Annotated in this window: 19 protein-coding genes; 9 read left to right on the top strand and 10 right to left on the bottom strand. The window is 31.2% G+C overall.

Annotated elements, in window-relative coordinates; all coding sequences use genetic code 11:
• Positions 1-164: 164 nt before the first annotated feature.
• From Q4Q39_RS10385 to Q4Q39_RS10400, 4 genes are all read right to left on the bottom strand, one after another.
• Complete coding sequence (locus Q4Q39_RS10385) at positions 165-2,792, bottom strand: TonB-dependent receptor (RefSeq protein ID WP_303282384.1); 2,628 nt, start codon at positions 2,790-2,792, stop codon at positions 165-167.
• On the bottom strand, positions 2,789-3,709 hold the full coding sequence (locus Q4Q39_RS10390) for a FecR family protein (protein WP_303282385.1): 921 nt from the start codon (positions 3,707-3,709) through the stop codon (positions 2,789-2,791). The genes Q4Q39_RS10385 and Q4Q39_RS10390 overlap by 4 nt, the downstream gene beginning before the upstream one ends.
• Positions 3,710-3,870: 161 nt before the next feature.
• The gene (locus tag Q4Q39_RS10395; protein WP_303282386.1) at positions 3,871-4,389 is read right to left on the bottom strand and encodes an RNA polymerase sigma factor; all 519 of its coding nucleotides are present in this window, start codon (positions 4,387-4,389) and stop codon (positions 3,871-3,873) included.
• 192 nt (positions 4,390-4,581) lie between these two features.
• Complete coding sequence (locus tag Q4Q39_RS10400) at positions 4,582-5,142, bottom strand: DUF3575 domain-containing protein (protein ID WP_303282387.1); 561 nt, start codon at positions 5,140-5,142, stop codon at positions 4,582-4,584.
• A 358-nt stretch (positions 5,143-5,500) separates the two neighbouring features.
• Here Q4Q39_RS10400 and Q4Q39_RS10405 point away from each other — a divergent pair, with 358 nt between their 5' ends.
• The 9 genes from Q4Q39_RS10405 to Q4Q39_RS10445 all read left to right on the top strand — a co-directional run bounded on the left by Q4Q39_RS10405 (position 5,501) and on the right by Q4Q39_RS10445 (position 19,302).
• Positions 5,501-6,022: a hypothetical protein gene (locus tag Q4Q39_RS10405; RefSeq protein ID WP_303282388.1), complete on the top strand. Its 522-nt coding sequence runs from the start codon at positions 5,501-5,503 to the stop codon at positions 6,020-6,022.
• 65 nt (positions 6,023-6,087) lie between these two features.
• Positions 6,088-7,497 carry a S41 family peptidase gene (locus tag Q4Q39_RS10410; RefSeq protein ID WP_303282389.1) on the top strand — a complete coding sequence of 470 codons (1,410 nt, stop codon included), beginning with the start codon at positions 6,088-6,090 and terminating at the stop codon, positions 7,495-7,497.
• A 441-nt stretch (positions 7,498-7,938) separates the two neighbouring features.
• Positions 7,939-8,865 (top strand): response regulator transcription factor, encoded by a 927-nt coding sequence (locus Q4Q39_RS10415; protein WP_303282390.1) that lies wholly within the window; start codon positions 7,939-7,941, stop codon positions 8,863-8,865.
• Between the two features lie 106 nt (positions 8,866-8,971).
• Entirely contained in the window at positions 8,972-12,262 is a 3,291-nt protein-coding gene (locus Q4Q39_RS10420; RefSeq protein WP_303282392.1) for a protein O-mannosyl-transferase family, read from the top strand.
• 504 nt (positions 12,263-12,766) lie between these two features.
• Positions 12,767-13,072, top strand: a complete 306-nt coding sequence (locus tag Q4Q39_RS10425; protein WP_303282393.1) for a hypothetical protein — start codon at positions 12,767-12,769, stop codon at positions 13,070-13,072.
• 250 nt (positions 13,073-13,322) lie between these two features.
• Entirely contained in the window at positions 13,323-14,012 is a 690-nt protein-coding gene (locus tag Q4Q39_RS10430; RefSeq protein ID WP_303282394.1) for an ABC transporter ATP-binding protein, read from the top strand.
• A 5-nt stretch (positions 14,013-14,017) separates the two neighbouring features.
• The gene (locus tag Q4Q39_RS10435) at positions 14,018-16,519 is read left to right on the top strand and encodes a TonB-dependent receptor domain-containing protein (protein WP_303282395.1); all 2,502 of its coding nucleotides are present in this window, start codon (positions 14,018-14,020) and stop codon (positions 16,517-16,519) included.
• 2 nt (positions 16,520-16,521) lie between these two features.
• A complete protein-coding gene (locus Q4Q39_RS10440; RefSeq protein WP_303282396.1) occupies positions 16,522-17,961 on the top strand; it encodes an ABC transporter permease in 1,440 nt (479 codons plus the stop codon).
• On the top strand, positions 17,962-19,302 hold the full coding sequence (locus Q4Q39_RS10445) for a DUF3526 domain-containing protein (RefSeq protein WP_303282397.1): 1,341 nt from the start codon (positions 17,962-17,964) through the stop codon (positions 19,300-19,302).
• A gap of 268 nt (positions 19,303-19,570) precedes the next feature.
• On the opposite strand, the gene Q4Q39_RS10450 is transcribed toward Q4Q39_RS10445, so the two are convergent.
• From Q4Q39_RS10450 to hisH, 6 genes are all read right to left on the bottom strand, one after another.
• Complete coding sequence (locus tag Q4Q39_RS10450) at positions 19,571-20,920, bottom strand: right-handed parallel beta-helix repeat-containing protein (RefSeq protein WP_303282398.1); 1,350 nt, start codon at positions 20,918-20,920, stop codon at positions 19,571-19,573.
• Positions 20,921-21,105: 185 nt separating this feature from the next.
• Entirely contained in the window at positions 21,106-21,453 is a 348-nt protein-coding gene (locus Q4Q39_RS10455; RefSeq protein WP_303282399.1) for a hypothetical protein, read from the bottom strand.
• Between the two features lie 44 nt (positions 21,454-21,497).
• Positions 21,498-22,091: a bifunctional phosphoribosyl-AMP cyclohydrolase/phosphoribosyl-ATP diphosphatase HisIE gene (gene hisIE / locus Q4Q39_RS10460; protein ID WP_303282678.1), complete on the bottom strand. Its 594-nt coding sequence runs from the start codon at positions 22,089-22,091 to the stop codon at positions 21,498-21,500.
• 66 nt (positions 22,092-22,157) lie between these two features.
• Entirely contained in the window at positions 22,158-22,913 is a 756-nt protein-coding gene (gene hisF, locus Q4Q39_RS10465) for an imidazole glycerol phosphate synthase subunit HisF (protein WP_303282400.1), read from the bottom strand.
• A 4-nt stretch (positions 22,914-22,917) separates the two neighbouring features.
• Positions 22,918-23,652, bottom strand: coding sequence for a 1-(5-phosphoribosyl)-5-[(5-phosphoribosylamino)methylideneamino]imidazole-4-carboxamide isomerase (gene hisA / locus Q4Q39_RS10470; RefSeq protein ID WP_303282401.1), 735 nt, complete (start codon positions 23,650-23,652; stop codon positions 22,918-22,920).
• A gap of 294 nt (positions 23,653-23,946) precedes the next feature.
• On the bottom strand, positions 23,947-24,528 hold the full coding sequence (gene hisH, locus Q4Q39_RS10475) for an imidazole glycerol phosphate synthase subunit HisH (protein ID WP_303282402.1): 582 nt from the start codon (positions 24,526-24,528) through the stop codon (positions 23,947-23,949).
• Positions 24,529-24,530 lie beyond the last annotated feature (2 nt).

Raw genomic sequence — 24,530 nt, forward strand, 5'->3', positions numbered from 1 at the left:
CAGTCACTTGATCGGATATTTCGAGTAACGATTTCCAGTTAAGGCATTCCACACACATTTCACTTCTCTCCTATCTTCGTTTCGTAAAAAGAGTGTTCCATTAACATGATTGAGAAACATTTGAGAAGAAAAAAATAAGTAAACGTAGTAGTTTAAACTTCGCTTTAAAAATTAAAACGAATGACTACATCTGGTGTCAGTCGTAATGACTTTCTTTCAAAAGTTTCTAAGATGATATCATTTTCCCCAGTTTTAAATGTGAACCCTTGATCAAGTGTATTCTTTCGATTATAAATATTGCGTAATGAGAAGCCAAACATCCCACCCCATGGATGTTTCGTTTTAAAATTAAACCGATATACAACAGAAGCATCTAATCGATGATACGCTTTAAATCTACTTGTATTAATTCCTTCGGGGTCAATTGTATTACCCAAAGCACCATTTTCGTCTGGTATAAGCTTCGTGTATGGGCTACCTGTAGCATAATTCCAGCCTAGAGCAAACTCAAAATCATTAACTTTTAGCGTTTGCGAGATATTAAGCACATGCCGTTGATCAAAATTTCCGGAAAAAGATTTCTGTTGTAATTTAGGAAAAGTAACCAGAGTTTTGCTTAATGAATATCCTATCCAAAATCGATAATTACGAATTCTTTTTTTTAACAGAAAATCAAAACCAATGCGTTCTTCTTTTCCTATACTTAAACCGGTATTATCCTCAGAAGGTACTACATCCAAAATAAGATCATTAATCGATGTTATATCGGTAAGCTTTTTATAATAGCCCTCCAGATCAAAATTCCAACCCTTATAGGTGTACAAGGATCCAAAAGTAAATTGCCTGCTTTTTATCACAGGAATGAAATATGAATCTCCTTCATATAAAATATTCCCCGAAAGCAACCATTTATTATCGGCCACTGGAAGCCCCCCTATCGACGGACTAATACTCCCAAAATCATTAAAACTATTAAGTTGTTGATTCTTTAATTCTGCAGAAGTCGTTATTCTAAAGTTTTTGAAAATTTCTATTGATGAAAACATACGAGGTTCTACAAAAAATTGATCTGTACTGCTTATATAAGATCCTCTAAGGCCAAAATTGGCATAGGTCTTTACTCCTTTATACATATACTCAGAATACACCGTGTGATTATTACTATACCCATTTGTAATATTATCAAAAACCGCTTCAAAATCTCCAGTAAAAACCTCTGCGAAATCATATTTTGTTTCATTATAGGCAAATTGATATCCTAATGCTAATGATTGTTTTTTGGCAATGGGAATATCTAATGAATATGCTATTCCAATATCTTTTACATCGTTATTTTGAGTGTAGTTAAAATTTTGATTTATATCTATGCCTTTTCTTTCGATTTTATATCTCGTATCATAAGAAGAGAAATAAAAGCTTGTTTTTTGGATACTATTATTCGAGTATTTTTTTTTCCAATTGAGACTAGCTCCTACATTCTTAATTTTATAAAAATCATTTGTGCTAAAAGAATTGGGACTATTTATTTCTTGGGGAGGAGTATCATTATCCAATCTGTTTTGTGCAAAGATTGTGCTTAATTTCACCGTATTCTTTGCATTAGGGTTCCAAACTACCTTGAAATTTATATCAGAAAAAGAGAAATTATCTTCTCTAGATTCTTCTTCCATAGTATCCACAAGGTTATCGTCAGAAATATCGCCCCTGGTATTCTGGAATACTTTTCTAGTAAGATTGTTAAAGGCTATATTTTGATAGATATCTGTAGTAGATCTACGGAAAGCTCCCATGACGCCAACTTTTTCTGATACAGGGGCTTTTATAAAAAGATCTGCATGAGTAAAATTCACCCCACCTCCTATTTTAAGTGCTTCGGTTAAGTCATCATCTGATTCTATAATAATGACTCCAGAAATTCGATCTCCATAACGTGCACTGGTTCCTCCTCGATATACCTTTACATTTTTAACAATATAAGGGTTAAACGTTGATATTTGATTAAAAAAATGACCATTATGATACATTTTTATACCATCCCATAATACCAAATTTTGATCTGGAGTTCCTCCTCGAATATATAATCCGGCTGGATCTTCTGTAGGACTACTTATTCCTGGTACTAATTGTAAGCTTTGTAAAACATCTGGCTCTACAAGCCCTGGAAGAATCCTAAGTTTTTTTGTAGATACGTTAATAGATGCATCTTTGTTTTTTTGTACACCTGTGGTAAGATATTCATTAATTATTATCTGACTTAAATTTTGAACTTCTGGTTTTAATTGAATCGTATCACAACGCGAAGCTGAAAAATTCGAGACTTTAATTGTCTTGGTATCATATCCTAAATAAGAGATAGAAATTGAATCCCGCGGGCTTAATCGTAATCTAAAATATCCTTGTTCATCAGTACTCTTAATGGCATTGATATCCTTTATAATAGTTGCCTGAGTTAGCTCAACAGTCGTTATTGAATCAATTACAAAACCACATATTTCTATAGTTTGATCATTTTTCACCAAAATATAACTACGATCGGCAACCTTCTGTAGAATAAACGGAGTCTGTTCTTTTAGTATATCTACTAATGAATCAATAGAAATCGAACTCTGACCTATTGTTAGTTTTATATTCTTAATCGCTTCAACATCATAAGAAAAGTTAAATTGATGTTGATTTTTGAACATTTCAAGAATCTCGAGTATAGACTGATTTTTAGCAGCAACTATTTGCTGTGAATAACCGAATACATTCCAAAAACATAATACTACTACAACGAATTTAAAACGTATCACTTATTTTTTAAGACTATAATTTTTTGGCTTTCAAATGTATAACTAATATTCATAGGGTCAAAGCTAGTAAGCAGAGCGGTCTCTAGATTAGTATGATTGAAGAACCCTGTGAATATTCTTTTTACATCTACGTTTCCTTTATGAATTTTAATATTGTACTGTCTTTCTAATTCTTTTATGAGTTGCTCAAGAGGTACTTCATAAAAACTACTTTTACCATCTAACCAATCTGGTTTTGAGTTCGTAATCTCAAATAGAGACAGATGTTCTTTTTCATTAGACCTAGCTCCTTTTCCTTGGGTAAGAATCACTTCATTTGTTTCTTTTTTTATACGTACTTTACCTTCAAAACAATGTACTTCTAATGTCCGATCTCTAGAATACACATTAAATTCTGTCCCTAAAACAGTAATCTTACCATTTTTAGTAGTAACTGTAAATGTAGATCCTTTGCTGACATCAAAAAAAGCTTCTCCTTTTAAACGCAGTACTCGATTCTCTATGAAAGAATCTTTATCGTATTTTAAAGAAGAACCTGCATTTAGCGTCACCACAGAATTATCAGGTAATGTTATGACTTGGGTCTGTGCCATTTCAGTACGTATGGTTACATCTTGAAAAAATAGGGTTTTTAATCCAAAAATAAGCAGAACTACTGCCGCTACACGATACATCCAAGTACGAAGTTTAATTACTTTTGATGTTTTGGGTTCTTTGTATGAAGCATTATAGATTTTTTGCTCTTTTAAACCCTTTTCTATATCAAAAACAGGTCTACTTAGTCGTTCTACGCCTCTTAATATATCATTATATGCTATGTAATCTTCTGATTCTTCAAAGGTCTTACGCTCTTCATTAGAAAGATCCCCAGACAACCATTTTCCTAAAAAATTATCTTTATTTATATCACTTTTCATACGGTTTCTTTTATAGGAACGCCATTGGATAAACTTGAAAGCACCAAATTTTTATATAGAGTTGAATTAACGAACGTATTAAGTTCTTTTGTTATAAGCACACCATATATCCTTTTAGTAAAAAACTTATTTTGATACTGCTGATCTAAAAAATTCATATATTACAGATTAGGTGTTTTTATTTTTTTTCTTAAAATAACCAATGTCAAGTGCATTCGTTTTTCTACCGCTTTTACCGAGATCCCTAACATTTCTGCAATCTCTTTGTATGTTTTCTTTTCGATTCGATTCAAAAGAAAAACTTCACGTTGCCCATTTTTTAAACCAGAAATAGCCCTATTTAATCGATGCAAAAATTCCTTTTCTTCCATCTGAAATTCTGGCGACTCATTAGTGTATGTTTTTTGAGCTATTTCCTGATACTTTAGAATCGTCTTTTGATGTACAAGAGCATTGATCGAGGCATTATTAGCTATTTTATAAAGGAAACTTTTGGCTGCACCAAAAAGTATCTTGGAACAATTAACCCATAATTTGGCAAAACTATCTTGCACAATATCCTGCGCTTTTTCCATGTCACCATATTTATAATAGAGATAGTAACATATTTTTTCTGCGTGCTCACGATATAATTGTTCGTATATTTTCTCTTCACAAACACTAATTACTTTCTCTGGCATTTTTAAAAAATTTAAATTAGTTTATATTTAATATAAAATGTTAATCGTTTTATAACTAGTATCAATACAAATATCACAATCTAAAATTGTGATAGTAGGCTAAATCTAGCACTAAGAAACTTAATTTAATAATCCTAAAACACATGAACTACTAAATACCCTACTAAAAAATTTAAAAAAGATAAATAAACATTACCAAGAATATCCTACAGTAAAGTCTATAACCGAATTAAATATAGTAAAAGTTCCATATTCTAAACCTCCTGCTACTTCGATAGCCATTCCTTTTAATGCATTTTTTAAGATCCATTGATGTCCTATTTTACCAGAAATACCACCCTGGATACGTTCAATATCGTTATTTTTAGATTCATTATTGAAATTAATATTAATATACTCTGCAAACAAAGCCCCACTAGCAAACCAACCTTCTGGTGCCTTTTTTCGTTTTGATAGATAACGTCTTACTCCTATTTCAAAAAACAGATAATAACTTCTTTCAGATAAGCTATTATAAAAACTTTGTTTATTAAACCCTTGAGTCAGTATAAAATTTAATGATGCTTTAGGCTTAATAGCACGCTCATATCCTATACCAATCTCACCTGTAAGTGCATTTAGTGGAAATACTTTAATTATGCTTTTAAGTGTAAATGTGTTTTCTTCTTTCTTATTATCATGTACTGTTTCTTGAGCATTTAATGATACTATAGCTAGTAACCCTATAAGTATACTCCAACCAATTTTTTTCATAATTCTGTTTTATATTCTTGCATTTAGAATTTTACAACCCTAAAACAAATAGCAAGAAAAACACCCTACTATGAATTTTTATTTTATCTAAAAAAACATAATTATTTTATTATCAATTAATTAGTAGATGAAAAAATAATTTCAAAAAGCTAACCGCTTCAATTTTAAAAACTCGTGTACAATATCTCACCTTATTTATAACTATGGTATGAGGTCTAGTATTCGAGCCATGAGACATTCATGTTTAAGTAATCTAAGCTTCTCTGTCTATTTTTAAATTTTTAGTAGGGTATTTGTGAGTTCATGTGTTTTAGAGTTATCAAACGGTATTATTAATAACCTTTAAATACTATTTAAAATGACTAAAGTAGTTTTCGCTTCCCTTTTAGTAATGAGTTCATACTTTGGGTTTTCTCAGAACACCACAGATGCATCAGTAGAGAAATCAGTTTTTGGTATTCAAGTTGGTCTTATTGGCATATGGGCTCACAATGAATTAAAATTATCAAATCAAGTTGTTTTACGAAGTGAAATTGGTTTAGCAGGTGTTAATACAGCAAATATTGAGCCCTTATTAGCATTAGAACCTCGTTGGTATTACAATATAAACAAGCGTGCTAATAAGGGTAAAAGAATAGATGGTAATAGCGGGAATTACATCTCTTTTAGAACAAGTTATCGTTTCTTTGATAGTTCTGAAGCTGATAAAAATGAACAAAACTATTTATTTTTTACTCCCACTTGGGGCATTAGAAGAAATATAGGCAATCATTTTAATTATGAAGCTGGAATTGGTGTAGGACTTGGATTTTTTAATAATAATGAAAAAAAAGTAGGTTACACATCTTATCTAAATCTTAAAATTGGTTATCGTTTTTAATACTATATAAAACAGACTTTACAATTTTTTAATTGTAGCAATAATTTAAAAAACTAAAACTATCAATGAATTTATTTAGCAACATTAAAACTGAAACAATAAAGCATTTTAAAGCGCATTTTCTACTATTGATTTTATTAATTTTTACTGCCTGTCAATCTGATGATGATACCACTACTCCACCAGAATATTCAACCAATGGCTTTTGGTCAGTAGCAGAAAAAGGTTGGGTTTTTGAATTTACTGATGGTGATGATATATTTTATAATGTAAATGCTGTAGGGTGTGCAATCCAAGATAATGACTTTATTCCTGCTGATTTTTATGGTTTTACAATAAATCAAACAAATGAAAATGAGTTGGTAGGAACCTCAGAATTATCAGATTCTGAAATAAAATTTGTCCGATTACCAAATCAAAATCCAAATTGCCTACCTAATCAAGTTTCTGCTACAGAAGATCCAATGGTGAATTTTGACCATTTCTGGAATATTTTTAATGATTACTATGCTTTCTTTGAAACCAGAAATATTGATTGGTCTCAGTATGAAAGCTTAAGAGATCAAGTAACAGATGATAACTTATATGATATTTTAGAAGAACTAGCTTATTTGTTGGACGATGGACATGTAAGCATCTACGATGAAGAGATTGGTATTGATATTCAATCTGGGGATCCAACATTATTAGAAAGATTGAATGTTAATCTAAGTGGAGATCTCATTATAGAAAATGAAGATGATTTTTTTGATCTTAGAAATCAAAAATTGATAACAATAATCACAAAATATTTAGGAGGAGAATTTGAAATTGATGAAAGAGATAATATTATATGGGGATTAATTAATGATGATACCGGGTACATTAATATTTTAACGATGGAAGGATATGGTACCAATTTTAGTAATGAGTTATCAACATTGAATACGGTATTAGATGCCATTATGGATGATCTTGAAGTCTCTGGAGTTTCTAAACTAATTATCGATATACGTTTTAATGATGGCGGGTATGATACTGTAGCTTTGAACATGGTATCTCGTTTTATAGATCAAGAACGAACTTCATATTTTAAAAAAGCTAGATTAGGTGATACCTTTACAGAAAATAAATCCTTTTCTGTAGGACCTCGCGGAAATTTTCAATTCACAGACGATATTGTATTGCTTACGAGTCCCTATACCGTAAGTGCAGCAGAACTTTTTACACTATGTGTAAAAGATTTACCGTATGTGACCATTGTAGGAGAGAATACAACTGGTGCCTTTTCTACTATTCTAACACATGTATTGCCGAATGGTGCAGAAGTAGGGCTATCTAATGAAATATATAGTGATGCACAAGGAATAGTTTTTGAAGTAGTTGGAATAGGGGCTGAAAATCAAGAAAACCAAGTACCGTTTTTATCAACTTCAGATTTTGAAGAAGAAAAAGATAGTGGAATAGATCATGCTTTAGAAGTGCTAGATAATTAGACGGTTTCTAAGCTATACACTTGTTTTATGTATAGCTTCGATTAAACTAATTTTGTTTAGCATTTCTAACATTATGTCAAATACGACAGAAATTTTAGAGATTTAGTATCTCTGAAATTTTGTGCGAGTTGGTGCGTTGGCATCGACTACTAGATCTTTATTAAAAGGTTTCATTATATCTTTTTTTCTTGATAAAAAAAGAAACAAAAAAAATCAAGACTGCATATAATTTTGGAAACAGGCTAACTCTTAAAATTGTGTATTACTAGCTCCCTAAAATATGGACGCTCCACTCACCTATTGTTTTAGCCAAAATTTTATGAGATCGTTTAGCATACCGCTTACCTAAATAAAAGATAAACTTAGAGCATATATAAAAAATTACTACTTTTAGCTTAACAAATATGAGCTACTTTAATAGCCTAGTATCTAAATTAAATAATGAATAAAATTCTTCTTTTTATATTCTTGAGCTTAATCAGCATTGAGCTTAATGCTCAAACTAATATATCAGGGTATATATCAATAGATGACAGTATCGTAGATAAACAACTAATTTTTTTATCTATAAAAAGCATCAATTCGACTGAGGAATCAAATATTATAACAAGTGGTCAATTAGATAAAAATGGCTTTTTTAATATTAATCATGGGCTTTTAAATGAAAATAAATTATATACCCTTTCTATAAATAATAATAAGCGCTCTTCTAAAAGTTTTATTTTATCAAATAATGATTCTCTTTTTTTTCAAAAAAGCAATACCCCATTTACAGTATTTACAAACACCAATAATGCAGATAAGGAATGGCAAAAGTTGAAAAAAATCATAGAAAAACAAGATGCTGGTATAAATGAAATTCACAATTACACTAAGGACTCTCTTAAAATTTTAGCAATTAAATTATTAAGTATAAAAGAGCTCAAAAACAGAAAGTTGCTTAAAAAAGATATATATCTTAATCCAGAATATTACTCAAACCTGCTTAAAGAATTAAAACAAAGTGAAATTGATGCAAATGAATATATCTTTCTCGAAACAGAATTGGAATTTCATAATTTAAAATCAATAGAAAATAAATATTCTATTAGTAGGCTGATTAATTTCATTCTTGGATTTCTGTTACTAACATTAATAGTATATAAATTTTCATCAAAACTATTGATAACGAAAAAAGAAAACTACGAATTAGAATTAAGCAAACAGGAATTAAATGTCAAAAAGCTTATACTTGATGGGAAAAGCAATAAAGATATAGCCGAAGACTTATTCATTAGTTTAAGTACTGTAAAAACACATATCACTAATATTTACAACAAACTTAATGTTTCAAATAGGTCTGAGTTAATTGCGAAATTCAAAAATTAATACTGGTACTAGTACTTTAATCCTACCCTAATCAGACCAGCCTCTCCTCTTTATTTCTGTTCTTTTATAGAAATTTTACTATAAATAAACAGAATAAAAATCTATAATGAAAGATTCTAGCTTTAAAATGTGGAATACTGTTTTAGGGTGGAGTGTTTTTTTAATAGCACTTATAACCTATAGTTTAACTGTAGAACCTACTGTGAGTTTTTGGGATTCTGGAGAATATATTTTAACATCATCAAAACTACAAATTGGCCATCCACCTGGAGCACCATTATATCAAATGATGGGTGCTTTTTTTTCTATGTTTGCTCTTGAACCTTCTCAAATTGCTTTTATGATGAATTTGATGAGTGCTACTGCTAGTGCATTTACTATTTCATTTATGTTTTGGACAATTACTCTTTTATTAAAAAAAATAGCTAGTTGTAAAAAAGAAACTACCAAAGAAGAATATCAAGCTATTTTAGGAGGTGGTTTGGTTGGTAGTTTAGCTTTTACATTTACGGATTCATTTTGGTTTAATGCGGTTGAAACCGAAGTTTATGCTATGGCAACCTTAATTATGGCTGTGTTGTTTTATTTAGGATTACGCTGGGAACAAGAGATGGATAAACATCGTGGTAATCGTTGGCTTATTTTAATTGCATTTGTTATTGGGTTATCTTTTGGGGTTCATTTTATGGGGTTATTGACTATTCCCGCTATAGGATTAATCTATTATTTCAAAAATCACAAAACAATTACGCTTAAAAGTTTTATAACTGCAAATGTAGTTTCTGTTGCTATTTTATTATTCATTTTTAAATTTTTAACTCCTAATATTCTTAGCTTTTTTAGTTATCTAGAGATATTTTTAGTAAATAATATAGGATTACCTTTTAATTCAGGTTACATCATTGCTGGAATTATTCTTGTAACAGCAATTTATTTCTCATTACAATACACAATAAGAAAGCAATATAAACACCTAAATACAAGTGTTTTGTGTGTCACTTTTATAATTATTGGTTTTTCAAGCTGGTTGATGCTTCCTATAAGAGCTAACGCCAATGTGGTCGTTAATGAAAATAATCCATCAAATGCTAGAGATCTATTAAGCTATTATAATTTAGAACAATATCCTGAAACTCATCTATTTTATGGACCTTTATTTACAGATCAATATGCTTATCTTGATAATAATAATCCTTATGTTGATGGCAAACCGAAGTATGAAAAAGACAAAGAAAAAGGTAAGTATATTATTATAAATGACTATAAAAACGCCAAACAAAATTACAATTCGAAACATGCTTCTATTCTTCCCAGAATGTGGAGTACTGAACATGCAGAAAACTATATGATGTTTACTGGTTACTTAAATTTCAAATTGAAACCTGAATATCAAATGAAAAATGAATTACGTAAGGTAGTTTTGGATTTTAAAAATCAAGTAGCCAAAGGTCTTATAGATCATAATGATTATAACAATTTCTTAAAACGTTATCAAGATTATATTGAGGTTGAAAAACCGTCATTAATGAGCAATATATCCTATATGCTTGAATATCAATTAGGTTATATGTATTGGCGTTATTTTATGTGGAATTTTGCTGGGAGACAAGACGATATTCAAGGTAGATATGATAATCATGGAAACTGGATAAGTGGTATTAAACCTCTTGATGAATGGAATTTAGGCTACTCGCAAGATAATTTGCCAAGTGATGTTAAAAATAACAAAGCTAGAAATACCTATTATTTATTGCCATTTACATTAGGGCTTATTGGTTTTTTCTTTCTGTTTAATAAAAATAAAAAGCGCTTCTGGGTCATGTTAGTATTTTTCTTATTTACCGGAATAGCAATTCAAGTATACACCAATGTACGCCCATTTGAACCTAGAGAACGTGATTATTCTGTGGTCGGATCGTTTTACGTATTTGCGCTGTGGATTGGTTTTGGAGTTTATGGAATTTATGGCACTTTAAAATCTTTCATGCCTAAAAAGTTAGCTGCCCCAATAATTACAATTGTTTGCCTAATACTCGTTCCTAGCATTTTAGCTGCTAACAATTGGGATGACCATAATCGTTCTGATAGGTATACTGCACAATCTATGGCTAAAAAATATTTAGATTCTTGTGCTGAAAATGCCATATTGTTTACTATAGGAGATAATGATACATTTCCACTCTGGTATGCACAAGAAATTGAAGGTTATAGAACTGATGTTAGAATTGTTTGTACTAGTCTCTTTCAAACAGATTGGTACATAGACCAAATGAAACGAAAAGTTTACGAAAGTGACCCAATACCATCTCAATTAACTCATGATGACTATAAAATGGGTACTAATGAGTATGTTAGAATTAAACCTATTACAAAAGACACTATAGAAATTAAAAAGGTTTTAAATTTTATTACTAGTAATAACCCAAAAGCCAGATTTAAGTTTTTTTTACAGCAATTTACAGATGCTGATATTAATATGTTTCCTTCAAGAGAACTAAATGCTAGATATATACCAACAGAGTTTTTAAGGCTTCCTGTTAACAAAAATAATGCTGTTAAATTTGGTACAGTAAAAGAAAAAGATTTCGATAAAATAGTTCCTTATATTGATATTAATATTAAAGAAGATGCTATTAACAAAAACAGATTACTAATGTTAGATATTCTTGCTAATAATGAATGGAAGCGTCCAATATATTTTAGCGGTGGTGCCTTTGCGGAAGAAGATTATCTTTGGATGAAAGATTATTTACAACTTGATGGCATGTGCTATAAATTGGTTCCGATTAAAACACCAATGGATAGTAGAGCCAGTTTTTTGGATATGGGTAGAATTGATAGTGAATTAATGTACGAAAAAGTAAAAAAATGGGATTGGGGAAATAGTGGTAGTACTACCATTTATCATGACGTAGAAACACGTAGAAATTCAATGACTGATAGAATTAACTTGGCACGTTTAATAGAACAACTTATAAGTGAAGGCAAGCTAGATAAAGCTGAAGAAATTACGAATCTAGCTATGACCAATATGCCAGTTAATTACTTTGGTTATTATCCTCTTTTAGAACCGTATATTAGTGCTTATTATGAAGTTGGAAACAAAGAAAAGGCACAACAATTATTTAAGGATGTTGTTAAGAAATATCAGGAAAACTTAAAATATTACGGGAGCTTAAAACTACAAAACCAAGAGCGAGTATTTGAAGAAATCTATACAGATATTCAACGATATAAAGCACTTGTTGATATTTTAATTGAATATGATATAGAATTTGCTAATTCTGAAAGTAATATGTTTAACGATTATTTAAGTTTATTTAAACATTTTTATAGTGATGAAAATGAAGAAAAACCAAAAGAAACTTTTATTGATAGTATTTCAAAACTTGAATAATCTACAAACTTCTATTAATTGTTTAGATATAAGTTAATTTATACCCATTCAACTACACTCCTATCACCGCTTCGTAAAAAGAGTATTCCATTACATTTTTAAAGAAACATTTTAGAAGAAAAAAATCAAAAAAAAATTTGAGTTAAGAACTTCGCTTTTACCAAAGCAAAGTTACATAACGCAGAACATTATAATTCATTTTCATATTATAATCTGACATTATATAAAATTGCTTTATAAACTTTAGTTTTTTGAGTTTGATTGTAATGAAGATCATGTAGGACAATATTAGAATTAAATATTTTAGAGCTTTTATAGCGTTCAGTATTGTCAACAACAAAACGACTGTATGTAGTACACCATCCATATCTGCGTCTCCAGATGGGTCTACTCCCAGACTATTCATCATTTACTAAAATCTATTTTAATTTCACAAAATACTTAACGCAACATAATTGCATTAAACTTATTGTATAAAAATATTTTTATTTAGTTTTGCATTTTATGGGAAAAAGCAGCAAGAATTTCGTTACTCTGTTTTTTGTCACTTTGTTTTTACTATTCAAGGTGACAGGATTGCATGCGCTTTCTCATCATGATGATGATTCAAATATTCAACATTGTGAAGTTTGTGAAATTTCAACTGCAGTTAATTTTACACCACTTCTAGAAATAGAAACTACTGTTTTACCAAATACAGACTTTTTTTTCGTAAAACAACAATTAAACGATAAAGCACTTGTTGCTATTTATAACAACAAATATCTTTCAGGTTATCTCTTTACAAGGCCTCCTCCACAATCCTTATAGTCCATTCTGTATATTTTACCAGTGCTTATTATATTAGGTAGGCATATACTTATTTTTTACTGTTTTTATAATACAAGCCTATTTGTAATTGGCATGTATTAAGCGTTATATAAAGTATTCTATATATACACCGGGCTAAAGTCCTTTTCTTAGGACAACTCTGCAGTACATTCAAACACCTCATTATTGTTAACTACAATAAATATTGGCGTTTGTACTATTTACAAATAATTTTAATTCATTAAACGTTATGTTAAAAGCAACTAACATAAGTAAGTCTTACAATGGAAAGACAGCTTTAAAAGATGTTTCCTTTGAAGTTTCTAAAGGCGAGATATTTTGTCTTTTGGGTCAGAACGGAGCAGGAAAAACAACAACCATCAATATTTTTTTAGGCTTTATTACTAAAGATGGCGGACAGGCATTTGTGAACGATAAAGAAGTTGGAAAAGACAACACCAACAACCTTACAGCATATATCCCTGAAACTGTGCAACTCTATGGTAACCTTAGTAGTGTAGAGAATCTTAATTTCTTTAGCCGTTTGGCGGGATTCAAATACACCACATTAGAGCTAGAAGGGTTTCTAACTAAAACCGGACTGCAATCAGAAGCACTACACAAAAGGCTTTCATCTTACTCTAAAGGAATGCGCCAAAAAGTAGGTATTGCAGTAGCATTGGCTAAAAATGCCGAAGTTATTTTTATGGATGAGCCTACTTCTGGTTTAGATCCCAAAGCGACGGCAGAATTCACTAAAACCTGTAAAGAATTAGCCAATATGGGTAAAGTCATTTTTATGGCAACACACGATATTTTTAATGCTGTAGAACTAGCTACTACAATCGGTATTATGAAAGAAGGTGTATTAGCGCAGCAGCTAAAAGCTAGTGAAATAGACGCAGGAAAATTAAATCAACTTTACTTAGAAACAATATAAAAAACATGAAAAATTATATAATAATTATACTAACACTATTTACTGTAAACATAACATTCTCTCAAATTTCAGTTAAAGGTAAAATTACCGATAATAAAGGGCTACCAATCGTTGGTGCAACCATTTCTTATTCAAATGAAAATTCTACAAAAAAAGATGGTACAGTAAGCCAAGAAAACGGAACATTTACTTTTAACCTTACGGAAACAGGAACTTACCAAATTAATATAAGCTACATAGGAATGAAATCCTTACAGCTACAAAAGTCTTTTGACCAAAATCAAGTCTACGATTTAGGAACATTGACATTACAGGAAGATCTTGAGCAATTACAATCTGTTGAAATATTAGGACGTGTAAGAAAAGATTATAATAGTGATTATTCTTTCTCTGCGACCAAAACAGCTATCAAAAATAAAGAATTACCACAAGCAGTGTCTACTGTAACCAAAGAGCTTATTGACGACCGTATAGCATTTCAGTTACCAGATGCTGTAAAAACAGTAAGTAGTGTATCAGCTACGGGGTTATATAATCATTATAATATTAGAGGTATTACGCAAGCTGATGATGGACAAATGCTTAATGGAATGCGCACACGCCAATATTACTTTTTACAACCAATTACGTCTCATTTAGAACGTGTAGAAGTTATTAAAGGACCGTCTTCGGTAACCTTTTCTAGTGCAGATCCTGGTGGAACTGTAAACATGGTAACTAAAAAACCGCTGACTGAAAAAAGAAATTCAATAGGTTTTACAACTGGGAGTTTTGGAACTCTTAGAGCTACAGCAGATTTTACAGGCCCATTAAATGATTCTAAAACCTTGTTATATCGTTTCAATGCTGCGTTTCAGGAAGCAGATTCTTTTAGAGATGTCGTTAATAACAATGCTATTTTAATTTCACCTTCATTCAGTTATGTCCCTAACGAAAACACATCGCTTAACGTGGAAATGATTTACAATGATGCTAAAGGAAATTTAGACAGAGGTCAGCCAATTTTTGGAGCAATTAATGGTGAGTTTGATTTAAATAGTACACCAATCACAAGGAATGTTGGTGCATCAAATGACCATTACAAAACTAAAGAAGTCATATTTATGGCCAACTTTACTCAAAAGTTTACTGAAAATTTTGGTTTCAATGCCCAGTTTATGAAACAAACTTGGGATGAAGATTTAGCTGAGCACAGAGTTGACGGTACAGCTGTTGATATTGACGGTAACGTGATTCCTACACTTGCTAGAATGCGATACGATAAAAGACAACAATTTTGGGAAACAGATAACTTTAGTGCCTTTTTTAATTATGACATCAAAAAAGGTAACATTACCAATAAATTATTAGTTGGATATGATGCTACACGATGGGAGAGACAAATTGGAGCCGGATTCCTTCGTGCTAGAAGATATTTAACAGTTAACGGTGGGCAGGCTAATTATGACTCAAGTAATCCTGGGAACTTTCAACAAATGGTTGTAGATGGTGTCACCATGCCGGTACCAGCTGTTCCGCATTTTAATTTAGAAGACCCTTTTAATGGAGCTAGAAATACAGATAATTATAACCTTGCTGAATTAACAATACCTGCTAATTTAAATACGTCAAGTGGTATCTATATTCAAAATCAATTTAAGGTTGGGAAATTTTCAGCTTTAGTAAACTTAAGGTATGAGTGGTTTACAGATATTTTTGATTATAAAGGTGATGAAGAAGAATTTGAAACTAGTGCTTTTGTACCTAGACTAGGTTTAACCTATGAAGTTACTAATGATATTAGTGCTTATGCCACTTATTTAGGAGGTTTTCAGCCACATACTAACACCGTGTCGTTGTCACCTACAGCAGAGGGATTCTTCTGGGCAGCTTCTCCAAGTAGATTTGATCCTTTAGAAAGTAGCTTAATAGAAGTAGGTGCTAAAGGAGAGTTCTTAAATGGAAGAATATTTGCAAACTTGGCAATTTTTAATGTTACACAAAAAAACATCTTACTTGGTGATACTTATGATTTAGATAACTTAACAACAAGAGGAGAGCAAAGAAGTAGAGGTTTTGAAACTGATATTTCTGGTTACGTACTACCTAATTTACAATTAACAGCTTCTTATTCTTATACAGATGCTACAATTGAAGAAGATACCGTTAAAGAATTTATAGGCGAACGAATAGGAGGAGCACCAAAACATAACGCAAATTTTTGGGGCAGATACGATTTTACTTCAAGCTCTATATTAAAAGGAATAGGACTTGGTTTAGGTGCTCAATATGTAGACGAGAGATATACTTGGTATAACCCAACATATGCTACCGATAGAGTATTATTACCAGAATATACAGTGTTTGAGGGAGCTATATATTACAAGCCAAATAATACAAACATGCAGTTGACACTAAAAGTAAACAACTTATTTAATGAAACGTATTGGCTAGGTGGTCTTAATCCTTCTAGGTTAGGTCCAGGTGCACCAAGAAATGTTTTGTTAAATGCAACATATAAATTTTAGATATGAGAAAAAGGATCATCTATTTATTGGCTGGTCAACTATGGAAGGATGCCTTTAGATCCAAAGTTATGAGTGTAACTTTGGGTTTAATGATATTTTTATTGATTTTCTCTACCTATAGTGGTTGGGAAAATTATCATGACCAAAATTATACGCGAGACATAATTCAGGATCAAGTGCAGCAAAGTTGGGAGAATAATCCTGATAAACATCCGCACAGAATGGCACATTATGGTTCTTTTGCTTTACGATTAAAACACATATTAAGCGTTTTTGATTTAGGCATGGAAAATTTTGTAGGCAATGCTGTGTTCTTGGAAGCGCATAAGCAGAATACTGTTAACTTTTCTGAAGCTAGCATGTCCACAGGTTTATTGCGCTTTGGAGACGTTAGTTTAGCGATGTTATTGAAAGTCATTGTACCACTTTTGATTTTCTACCTAGGTTTTGCAAGTATAGCTAGAGAGCGCCAAAACGGCACTTTAAAACTTTTAATAGGTCAAGGTATTAGTAGAAAAGAAATTGTTTTTGGGAAATGGTTAGGACTTTGGGGCTTATCCTTGATATTTCTTTTTTCGATTTTTTTAGTTGTATTAGTTTTTCTACTTATGGAATCACATGATACTAGTTACAAGGATAGCATGTTGCGGTTTGGTGTACTAGTCATTTCTTATATTATATTTTTTGCTATTCTAAGCGCTATTACCATTTTGGTATCCGCCTTTAGTAAAACTGCTAAAGGAGCATTAATAAAACTTTTAGGAATTTGGTTACTATTTGTAATAATTTTGCCAAAATCACTTCAAGCTATAGGTTATTACCTCTACCCTACGCCCTCTAAAATAGAAATGGAAACTGCCGTAGAATATGATTTAGTTAAACAAGGAGATAGTCATAATCCGGACGACCCACATTTTAATGCCTTAAAAGATTCTGTGCTTTTAGCACATAATGTAAAAAAGGTAGGAGACCTTCCTTTTAATTATGGTGGATTTGTAATGGCTAAAGGAGAAGCTTTAAGTACAGCTATTTATTTAGAGCACCAAGAACGTCTTTATAAAGTCTATAATAAGCAGAATAATTTAGAGCGTAGTTCTGCTTTTCTAAACCCATATACGGCAATAAAAAACTTATCTATGGGGTTCTCAGGAACCGATTTTAAGTCGTTTCTTCATTTTAAAGATAAAGCAGAAGCCTATCGCTATAAATTAGCACAAGACATGAATCAATTGCAAATGGATTTTATTCCCAATAAAGGAAAAGAGGGGCCAAATAAAATCTCCAATGATTATTGGAAAAAATTTCCACCGTTTGAATATCAGTTTTTGAGTATTAGCAAGGTATTTAAAAATGAGTTGATTTCCATATTAGCCTTATTACTATGGAGTATATTGACAGTTTTTGGGCTGCTAAGATTATCTACTAACCTAAAAGCCATTTAGATGTATCATTTATTATTAAAATCGTTTTTTAGAACTAAGATTTTTTGGCTAAGTCTTGTATTACTAATATCTGTTGGAATAATTAGCATACTCATTGGTAAGCAGTATTTGGTAAAACAGGAAAAAACCATTGTTGCTGCGCAAGCATTTCAAAAAGAAAGTATTAAAAGAAATTTAGAATATCACAATGACGATCTTGGCTTGTTATTATATTATTTACGATTTACATTAATAAAAAAACCAGAAAATATAAGCGCTATTTCTATAGGACAGAGTGATGTTAACCCGCTACTGCAAACAGTTACTATTCGTGGATTAGAGGGGCAGAAATATGATGCTAATTTTGAAAACCCATCCTTGTTGATGTCTGGTAATTTAGATCTAGGATTTGTTATTATATATTTATTTCCATTGGTGTTAATCGCCATGACTTTCAATTTATATTCAGAAGAAGAAGAATTAGGCACTTGGCGGATATTATCCGCACAAACCTCTGCAAAAGCTAAATTTTTGTTCAAAAAGTTAGTAGTAAGAATAGGTTTTGTTTTTGCTATTTTAATTTTTTTAATGCTTATGGCTAGTGCTATTCTTCAAATACCTTATAGCGCAAACTTTTGGGCTATTTTCATGCAAAGCTTACTGTATTTATTGTTTTGGAGTGTGCTTTGCTTTTTTATGGTTTCATTATTAAAAAACTCTAGTTTTAATGCGTTAGCATTAATTTCCATTTGGGTGACGTTGACCATTTTATTTCCTGCACTAGTAAACAACTATGTACTAAATAAATACCAAGTACCGGAAGCATTAGATGCCATGGTAGAACAACGTGATGGCTATCACGAAAAATGGGACTTAGAAAAGGATGCTACGATGACGGGGTTTTATGAAGCTTATCCACAGTTTAAAAAGTACGATGTACCTGAAGATAAATTTAGTTGGATATGGTACTATGGAATGCAACATATGGGAGATTTAGCTGCGAAAAATAAAAGTGCTGAAATGAAGGAAAAGATAATGATGCGTAATACTATAAGTGAAAAAATTGCGCTTTTTGTACCTACCATGCATGCTCAGCTAAGCTTCAATAATTTAGCAGGAACAGATATGGTTAGCCATTTGAATTTTTTAAAGGCACTAACGGAATACCATGAGACCTTAAGACTAAGTTTTTACACTAAAATCTTTGATTACAATCCAGCCGATGTAATTGATTGGGAAACTCATGAAGCTAAATTTTATAAATCAAAACGTGATTTTAGCTGGTTATATTTGATGCTTCCGACGCTGCTTATCACTTTAATAATAACAATTTTTGGTGGATTAAACCTTCGGAAATTATGAATAATATAAAAGGGTTAGATGCTATTTCTAGCCCTTATTATAATACTATTTACAGAATAAAATTCATAACTTATTTTCATTCCACTGCTCTACTCTTTCAGTAAAAATCGTATTCCATTAACATCGTAGAGAAACATTTGAGAAGAATAAATCAAAAAAAGCAGTGGTATAAACTTCGCTTTTACCAAAGCAAAGTTGCATAACATAGCCCATTATAGCACATTTTGTATTTTAGGTTTAGCTGGTGACTGAAGCTAAAATCAAGAGATTAATTTATCCAACATCCGTCCCAGGGTATGTTTTCTTGTAATGGTATATCAAAAGCATCTCCGTTATATGTGTTATCGTTAGCACTTCCCGAAACTTCTAAAAAACGATATGCCCAGCATTTTTGAGGATGTTCTACCCTATTATTTTCTAATGTTAGATTTGTCATTTCTTTAAATACCAAATGCCCATTGTTTAGATAATTATCTTTAACCACTAAATCGGCTCCTTTATACATGTAAAATCCACAGTTGTTACAAGTATTATTATAAATATAAGTTGTTGCTGGGTTTGTTTTTGGGCTGTCATTAGAATACATAATAATACCATTCCAGTTGTTTACAGAAACTGTTGTCATTGTTATATCATTATTTCTAATGGTTAGGTCTCCTTTTTTCCAATAAACTATAGGGCCGTCTATATATTGGCTTTCTTCTCCTTGTAACAAAATATTGTTTTCAATAATTACATTTTTTCCATCCGTGTTAACAATATCGCCTCCTCTATTATGGTGAAAATAATTATTTCTTATAGTAATATCTTGGCTGTTATAGCTTAAGCTTTCTACATCAATTCCAAACTGAGGTGCTGTTCCTTTGGTATGATGAATTTCATTATTTTCAATTAGAATATCTGTGCCTCCAACAATTGAAACGCCTTGTCTTCGGTTATCAACCATATTATTTCTTCTAATATCAATATGTTTAACAGAAGACCCCGCACCTTTTTGTCCCACCAAAAGAATGGCATCTCCATTTGCTTTTCCTAAAGTGACATTTTCTACTGTTACATATTCGCTTTCGTTCTGAATACAAATTAAATGACCTTCATCGTGAACTACGGATCCATCACTTTTTCTAGGGGTATATTCATGGTTTTCCTTATCTCCTAAAATAGTTCCACCAGAAATAATAACATGCACTTTCTCTGTTACAGCAATAGCACAGTAATTCCACTTATTATTAGGCGCCATTTCTATAATGGCATTTTGGTCTATTAAAAATGCCATATTACTTTTTAGTTCTATACCAGCTTGATAAATATCATTCCCATATTTACCAATGAGATAATGACCTTCTGGTAAACAAATTTGACCATATCCTTCAGATACCGCCCAGTCAATGGCTTGCTGAATATTATCTGTTGTTTTTTCAGGATCTTTTCTATCATTTGGAATATCCCATCTTTCTAATTCTATAATATACTTTTTGGCTGGAATTTCATTATAGGGCATTGTTTCTACAGGATTCATTACTCCCATAAAAGGATTGGGGTTATTAGAATCTGTAGAACTTAATTCCGAATTAACAAATATTTGAGAGTCATTTGAATCTTCGAAACATGAATACATGCAAAGTGTTAAACAAAAAAGAAGAATGTTCCTTTTTATACTAAAATGAGCTATCATTAATTAATAGAGTTTGGGGTTATTAATAAATTAATTTACGTAATAAAACAGAGAAAAGATTATAATTTATAAAACAAAAGGTATTAGAGTTTTCTAATACCTTTTGTTTTAATATTTATTAGGAGTTATTAACTTTTATGAGCATTATAAGCTTCCAATTGTTTTGGAGTTAATAAACTTCTTTTGTAAGCCATAGTTTCACTAAGTATAGGTGTCATAGCTTCTCTATACGCTTCTTTTTTCCTTTTCTTTGATCTTGGTAAGTCATTTTCAAAAAGAACAAGTTTTTTATAAGCTTCTTTAAGTTTTAATGTTTGTTCTTCCGTTAGTTTTAATGATTTATCATTTTCTGTTAACATAACATTATCTTTCTTTATTAATTCATTTACCTGATTATCAATATCTTGCTGGGAAAATGTAGCTGATGAAGCTGTTATGAAAAATAATAACGATAGGATTGTTTTTTGTAGGTTCATGGGTGCAATAATTTAAATTATAGAGTAAATATAATAAATTTTAATTATTTGTGCCTTCCTTTTAATTCTTCCTCTATATCATTTAATGTAAATCCTTTAGCTTGTAACAGCATTAAATAGTGAAATAATAAGTCTGCAGACTCATATAAAAACAAATCATCATTAGTATCCATAGCTTCAATAACGGTCTCTACAGCCTCCTCTCCTACTTTTTGAGCTATTTTATTGATTCCTTTATCAAATAAGCTGGCTACATACGATTTTTTAGTGTCTTTATTAGAAACACGTTCTGTTATAACGTCTTCTAAAGTAGAGAAAAAACCGTAAGTTGATGTGTTTTTGGTTTGCCAGCAGGTATCTGTTCCTTTGTGACATGTGGGACCAACTGGATTTACTTGTAGTAAAAGCGTATCATTATCGCAATCATTTTTTATATCAATCAAGTTTAGAAAATTCCCGCTTTCTTCACCTTTGGTCCATAAACGTTGCTTACTTCTGCTAAAAAAAGTAACCTGTTTAGTTTCAATTGTTTTTTGATAGGCTTCCTCGTTCATATAGCCCAACATTAATACGTTTTTTGTTGTAGCATCTTGAATTATTGCTGGTACAAGTCCGTTTGTATCGTATTTAATAGTCATCATTTTATTTTTGAATATTGAAAAGACCCTTCGACTACGCTCAGGGAGACATTCTCACTTTAACGACTAAAGTCGCACTTCTATATTATTTTCTTTTAACTCTTTTTTTAAATTTGAAATTGGTATTTCACCAAAATGAAACACACTAGCAGCTAAGGCTGCATCAGATTTCCCTTCTTTAAAGGTATCTATAAAATGTTGTGTGTTTCCAGCCCCGCCAGAGGCGATGATAGGGATATTCAGTTCTTCAGATAATCTAGCTAATGCTTTATTAGCAAATCCATTTTTAGTACCATCATGATTCATAGATGTAAATAGAATTTCTCCTGCACCACGCTTCTCAACTTCTTTTGCCCATTCAAACAAATCGATCTCGGTTGGAATGCTTCCACCTGCTAAATGTACTTTCCATTGACCATCGATTTCTTTTGCATCTATAGCAACAACAACACATTGACTTCCAAACTTATCTGATAATTCATTGACTAGCTCTGGTCTTTTAACAGCTGATGAATTTATCGATACTTTATCTGCACCGCATTGCAATAGCGCATCAACATCTTTAATAGACGAGATACCTCCTCCAACTGTAAAAGGGATGTTTACTTGCTCTGCTACGCGTAATACCATATCTAGAGTGGTTGCACGTGCCTCAAGAGTAGCAGAAATATCAAGAAAGACTAATTCGTCTGCTCCAATATCTGCATATTGTTTTGCTAATTCAACAGGATCGCCAGCGTCACGCAAATCAACAAAATTAATGCCTTTAACGGTTCTCCCATCTTTAATATCTAAGCAGGGTATGATTCTTTTTGTTAGCATTTTACTATAAAAATTTTTCTAATTCAAATAAGCTGATTCTGTTTTCATAGATGGCTTTACCAATAATGACGCCTTCGCAGCCAATCTCTTTTAAAATTGGTAATTCTTCAATAGATGAAATACCTCCTGAAGCTATTAACCTTATGGATTGGTCATTGCTACTATTTGAACATTCTGAAATGATTTGTTTATACAATTCTACTGATGGCCCTTCAAGCATCCCATCTTTTGAAATATCTGTACAAATAACATATTTAATCCTTTTCTTTTGGTATGATTTAATAAACGGGATAACATCTTCTTTACTTTGTTCCATCCAACCACTAATTGAGACCTTTCCATTGTTACTATCTGCTCCTAATATAATTTTCTCGGAACCGTATTTATTGATCCAACCTTCAAAAGTTTCTGGGTCTTTAACAGCAATACTTCCACCAGTGATCTGTTTCGCACCAGAATTAAAAGCAATATGTAAATCTTCGTTTGCTTTTAAACCACCACCAAAATCAATTTTAAGATTTGTTTTTGAAGCTATTTGTTCCAATACTTTATAATTTACTATATGTTTTGCTTTTGCTCCATCTAAATCAACTAAATGCAAGTATTCGATACCAGAAGCTTCAAACATTTTAGCAACCTCTAAAGGATTTTCATTATACACTTTTTTGGTTTCGTAATCTCCTTTTGTTAATCGGACACATTTGCCGTCTATAATATCTATGGCTGGTATAATTCTCATAATATTCCCTGCAAATGCAGAAATCTTTTAATTAATATTTATTTTTAAACAGAAGCATTTTGAGAACCTATTGCTTACTATTTTCATAGCAAAATATACTTTGTTGTTCAACAATGCTCAGTGTGATATATCAAATATTTTTTAACTACATCTCTTATTTTACCAATCAAAAATGTAGTTTCCTCTACGTGATCGTGATGCTTTTCTAATTTTTTATTACGTTCTTCCCATGATAAACTTTCGTTATCAATATAGCTTTTTACTTTAATCCATTCATAGTTTAATGAGTGAAAATTATAAATCTAAAAAATTTTGTAAAATTTTTGCTCCCGCTAAACTACTCTTTTCTGGGTGAAATTGCACGCCATAAAAATTATTGTGTTGTAATGCAGAGGCATAGTTAATACCATAATCCGTTTTTGCGATGGTTTCATTACAATGTTCTGCATAATAGCTATGTACCAAATACATATATTCATTGTCTTTAATTCCGGAAAACAGATCAGATTTTAAGTCTTTTATAACATTCCATCCCATTTGAGGGACTTTTACATCATTTGTAAAACGTTTTACTTTTGTTCTGAATATTCCCAGACCTTTTGTGTTTCCTTCTTCAGTTGATTCACATAATAATTGCATGCCTAAGCAGATACCTAAAACGGGTTGTTTTAGTTTGGGAATGAGTTTGTCTAATCCACTGTTTTCTAACATGGCCATAGCTGAACTTGCTTCTCCAACACCAGGGAAAATAATTTTATCTGCTGCTAAAATTTCATCAGGATCATTTGATAAAACAGCATTTATTCCTAAACGTTTAAAGGCAAATTGAATGCTCTTAATGTTTCCTGCTCCGTAATTAATAATTACAAGTTTCAAAT

Origin of the sequence: Flavivirga amylovorans (genome assembly GCF_030540875.1) — a bacterium.
Lineage (GTDB): Bacteria > Bacteroidota > Bacteroidia > Flavobacteriales > Flavobacteriaceae > Flavivirga > Flavivirga amylovorans.

What these genes read in the sequence shown, in the direction of transcription:
- Q4Q39_RS10390 (WP_303282385.1), bottom strand. Translation starts at nt 3,709, where the DNA reads ATGAAAAGTGATATAAATAAAGATAATTTTTTAGGAAAATGGTTGTCT.
- Q4Q39_RS10395 (WP_303282386.1), bottom strand. Translation starts at nt 4,389, where the DNA reads ATGCCAGAGAAAGTAATTAGTGTTTGTGAAGAGAAAATATACGAACAA.
- Q4Q39_RS10400 (WP_303282387.1), bottom strand. Translation starts at nt 5,142, where the DNA reads ATGAAAAAAATTGGTTGGAGTATACTTATAGGGTTACTAGCTATAGTA.
- Q4Q39_RS10405 (WP_303282388.1), top strand. Translation starts at nt 5,501, where the DNA reads ATGACTAAAGTAGTTTTCGCTTCCCTTTTAGTAATGAGTTCATACTTT.
- Q4Q39_RS10410 (WP_303282389.1), top strand. Translation starts at nt 6,088, where the DNA reads ATGAATTTATTTAGCAACATTAAAACTGAAACAATAAAGCATTTTAAA.
- Q4Q39_RS10415 (WP_303282390.1), top strand. Translation starts at nt 7,939, where the DNA reads ATGAATAAAATTCTTCTTTTTATATTCTTGAGCTTAATCAGCATTGAG.
- Q4Q39_RS10420 (WP_303282392.1), top strand. Translation starts at nt 8,972, where the DNA reads ATGAAAGATTCTAGCTTTAAAATGTGGAATACTGTTTTAGGGTGGAGT.
- Q4Q39_RS10425 (WP_303282393.1), top strand. Translation starts at nt 12,767, where the DNA reads ATGGGAAAAAGCAGCAAGAATTTCGTTACTCTGTTTTTTGTCACTTTG.
- Q4Q39_RS10430 (WP_303282394.1), top strand. Translation starts at nt 13,323, where the DNA reads ATGTTAAAAGCAACTAACATAAGTAAGTCTTACAATGGAAAGACAGCT.
- Q4Q39_RS10435 (WP_303282395.1), top strand. Translation starts at nt 14,018, where the DNA reads ATGAAAAATTATATAATAATTATACTAACACTATTTACTGTAAACATA.
- Q4Q39_RS10440 (WP_303282396.1), top strand. Translation starts at nt 16,522, where the DNA reads ATGAGAAAAAGGATCATCTATTTATTGGCTGGTCAACTATGGAAGGAT.
- Q4Q39_RS10445 (WP_303282397.1), top strand. Translation starts at nt 17,962, where the DNA reads ATGTATCATTTATTATTAAAATCGTTTTTTAGAACTAAGATTTTTTGG.
- Q4Q39_RS10450 (WP_303282398.1), bottom strand. Translation starts at nt 20,920, where the DNA reads ATGTATTCATGTTTCGAAGATTCAAATGACTCTCAAATATTTGTTAAT.
- Q4Q39_RS10455 (WP_303282399.1), bottom strand. Translation starts at nt 21,453, where the DNA reads ATGAACCTACAAAAAACAATCCTATCGTTATTATTTTTCATAACAGCT.
- hisIE (WP_303282678.1), bottom strand. Translation starts at nt 22,091, where the DNA reads ATGACTATTAAATACGATACAAACGGACTTGTACCAGCAATAATTCAA.
- hisF (WP_303282400.1), bottom strand. Translation starts at nt 22,913, where the DNA reads ATGCTAACAAAAAGAATCATACCCTGCTTAGATATTAAAGATGGGAGA.
- hisA (WP_303282401.1), bottom strand. Translation starts at nt 23,652, where the DNA reads ATGAGAATTATACCAGCCATAGATATTATAGACGGCAAATGTGTCCGA.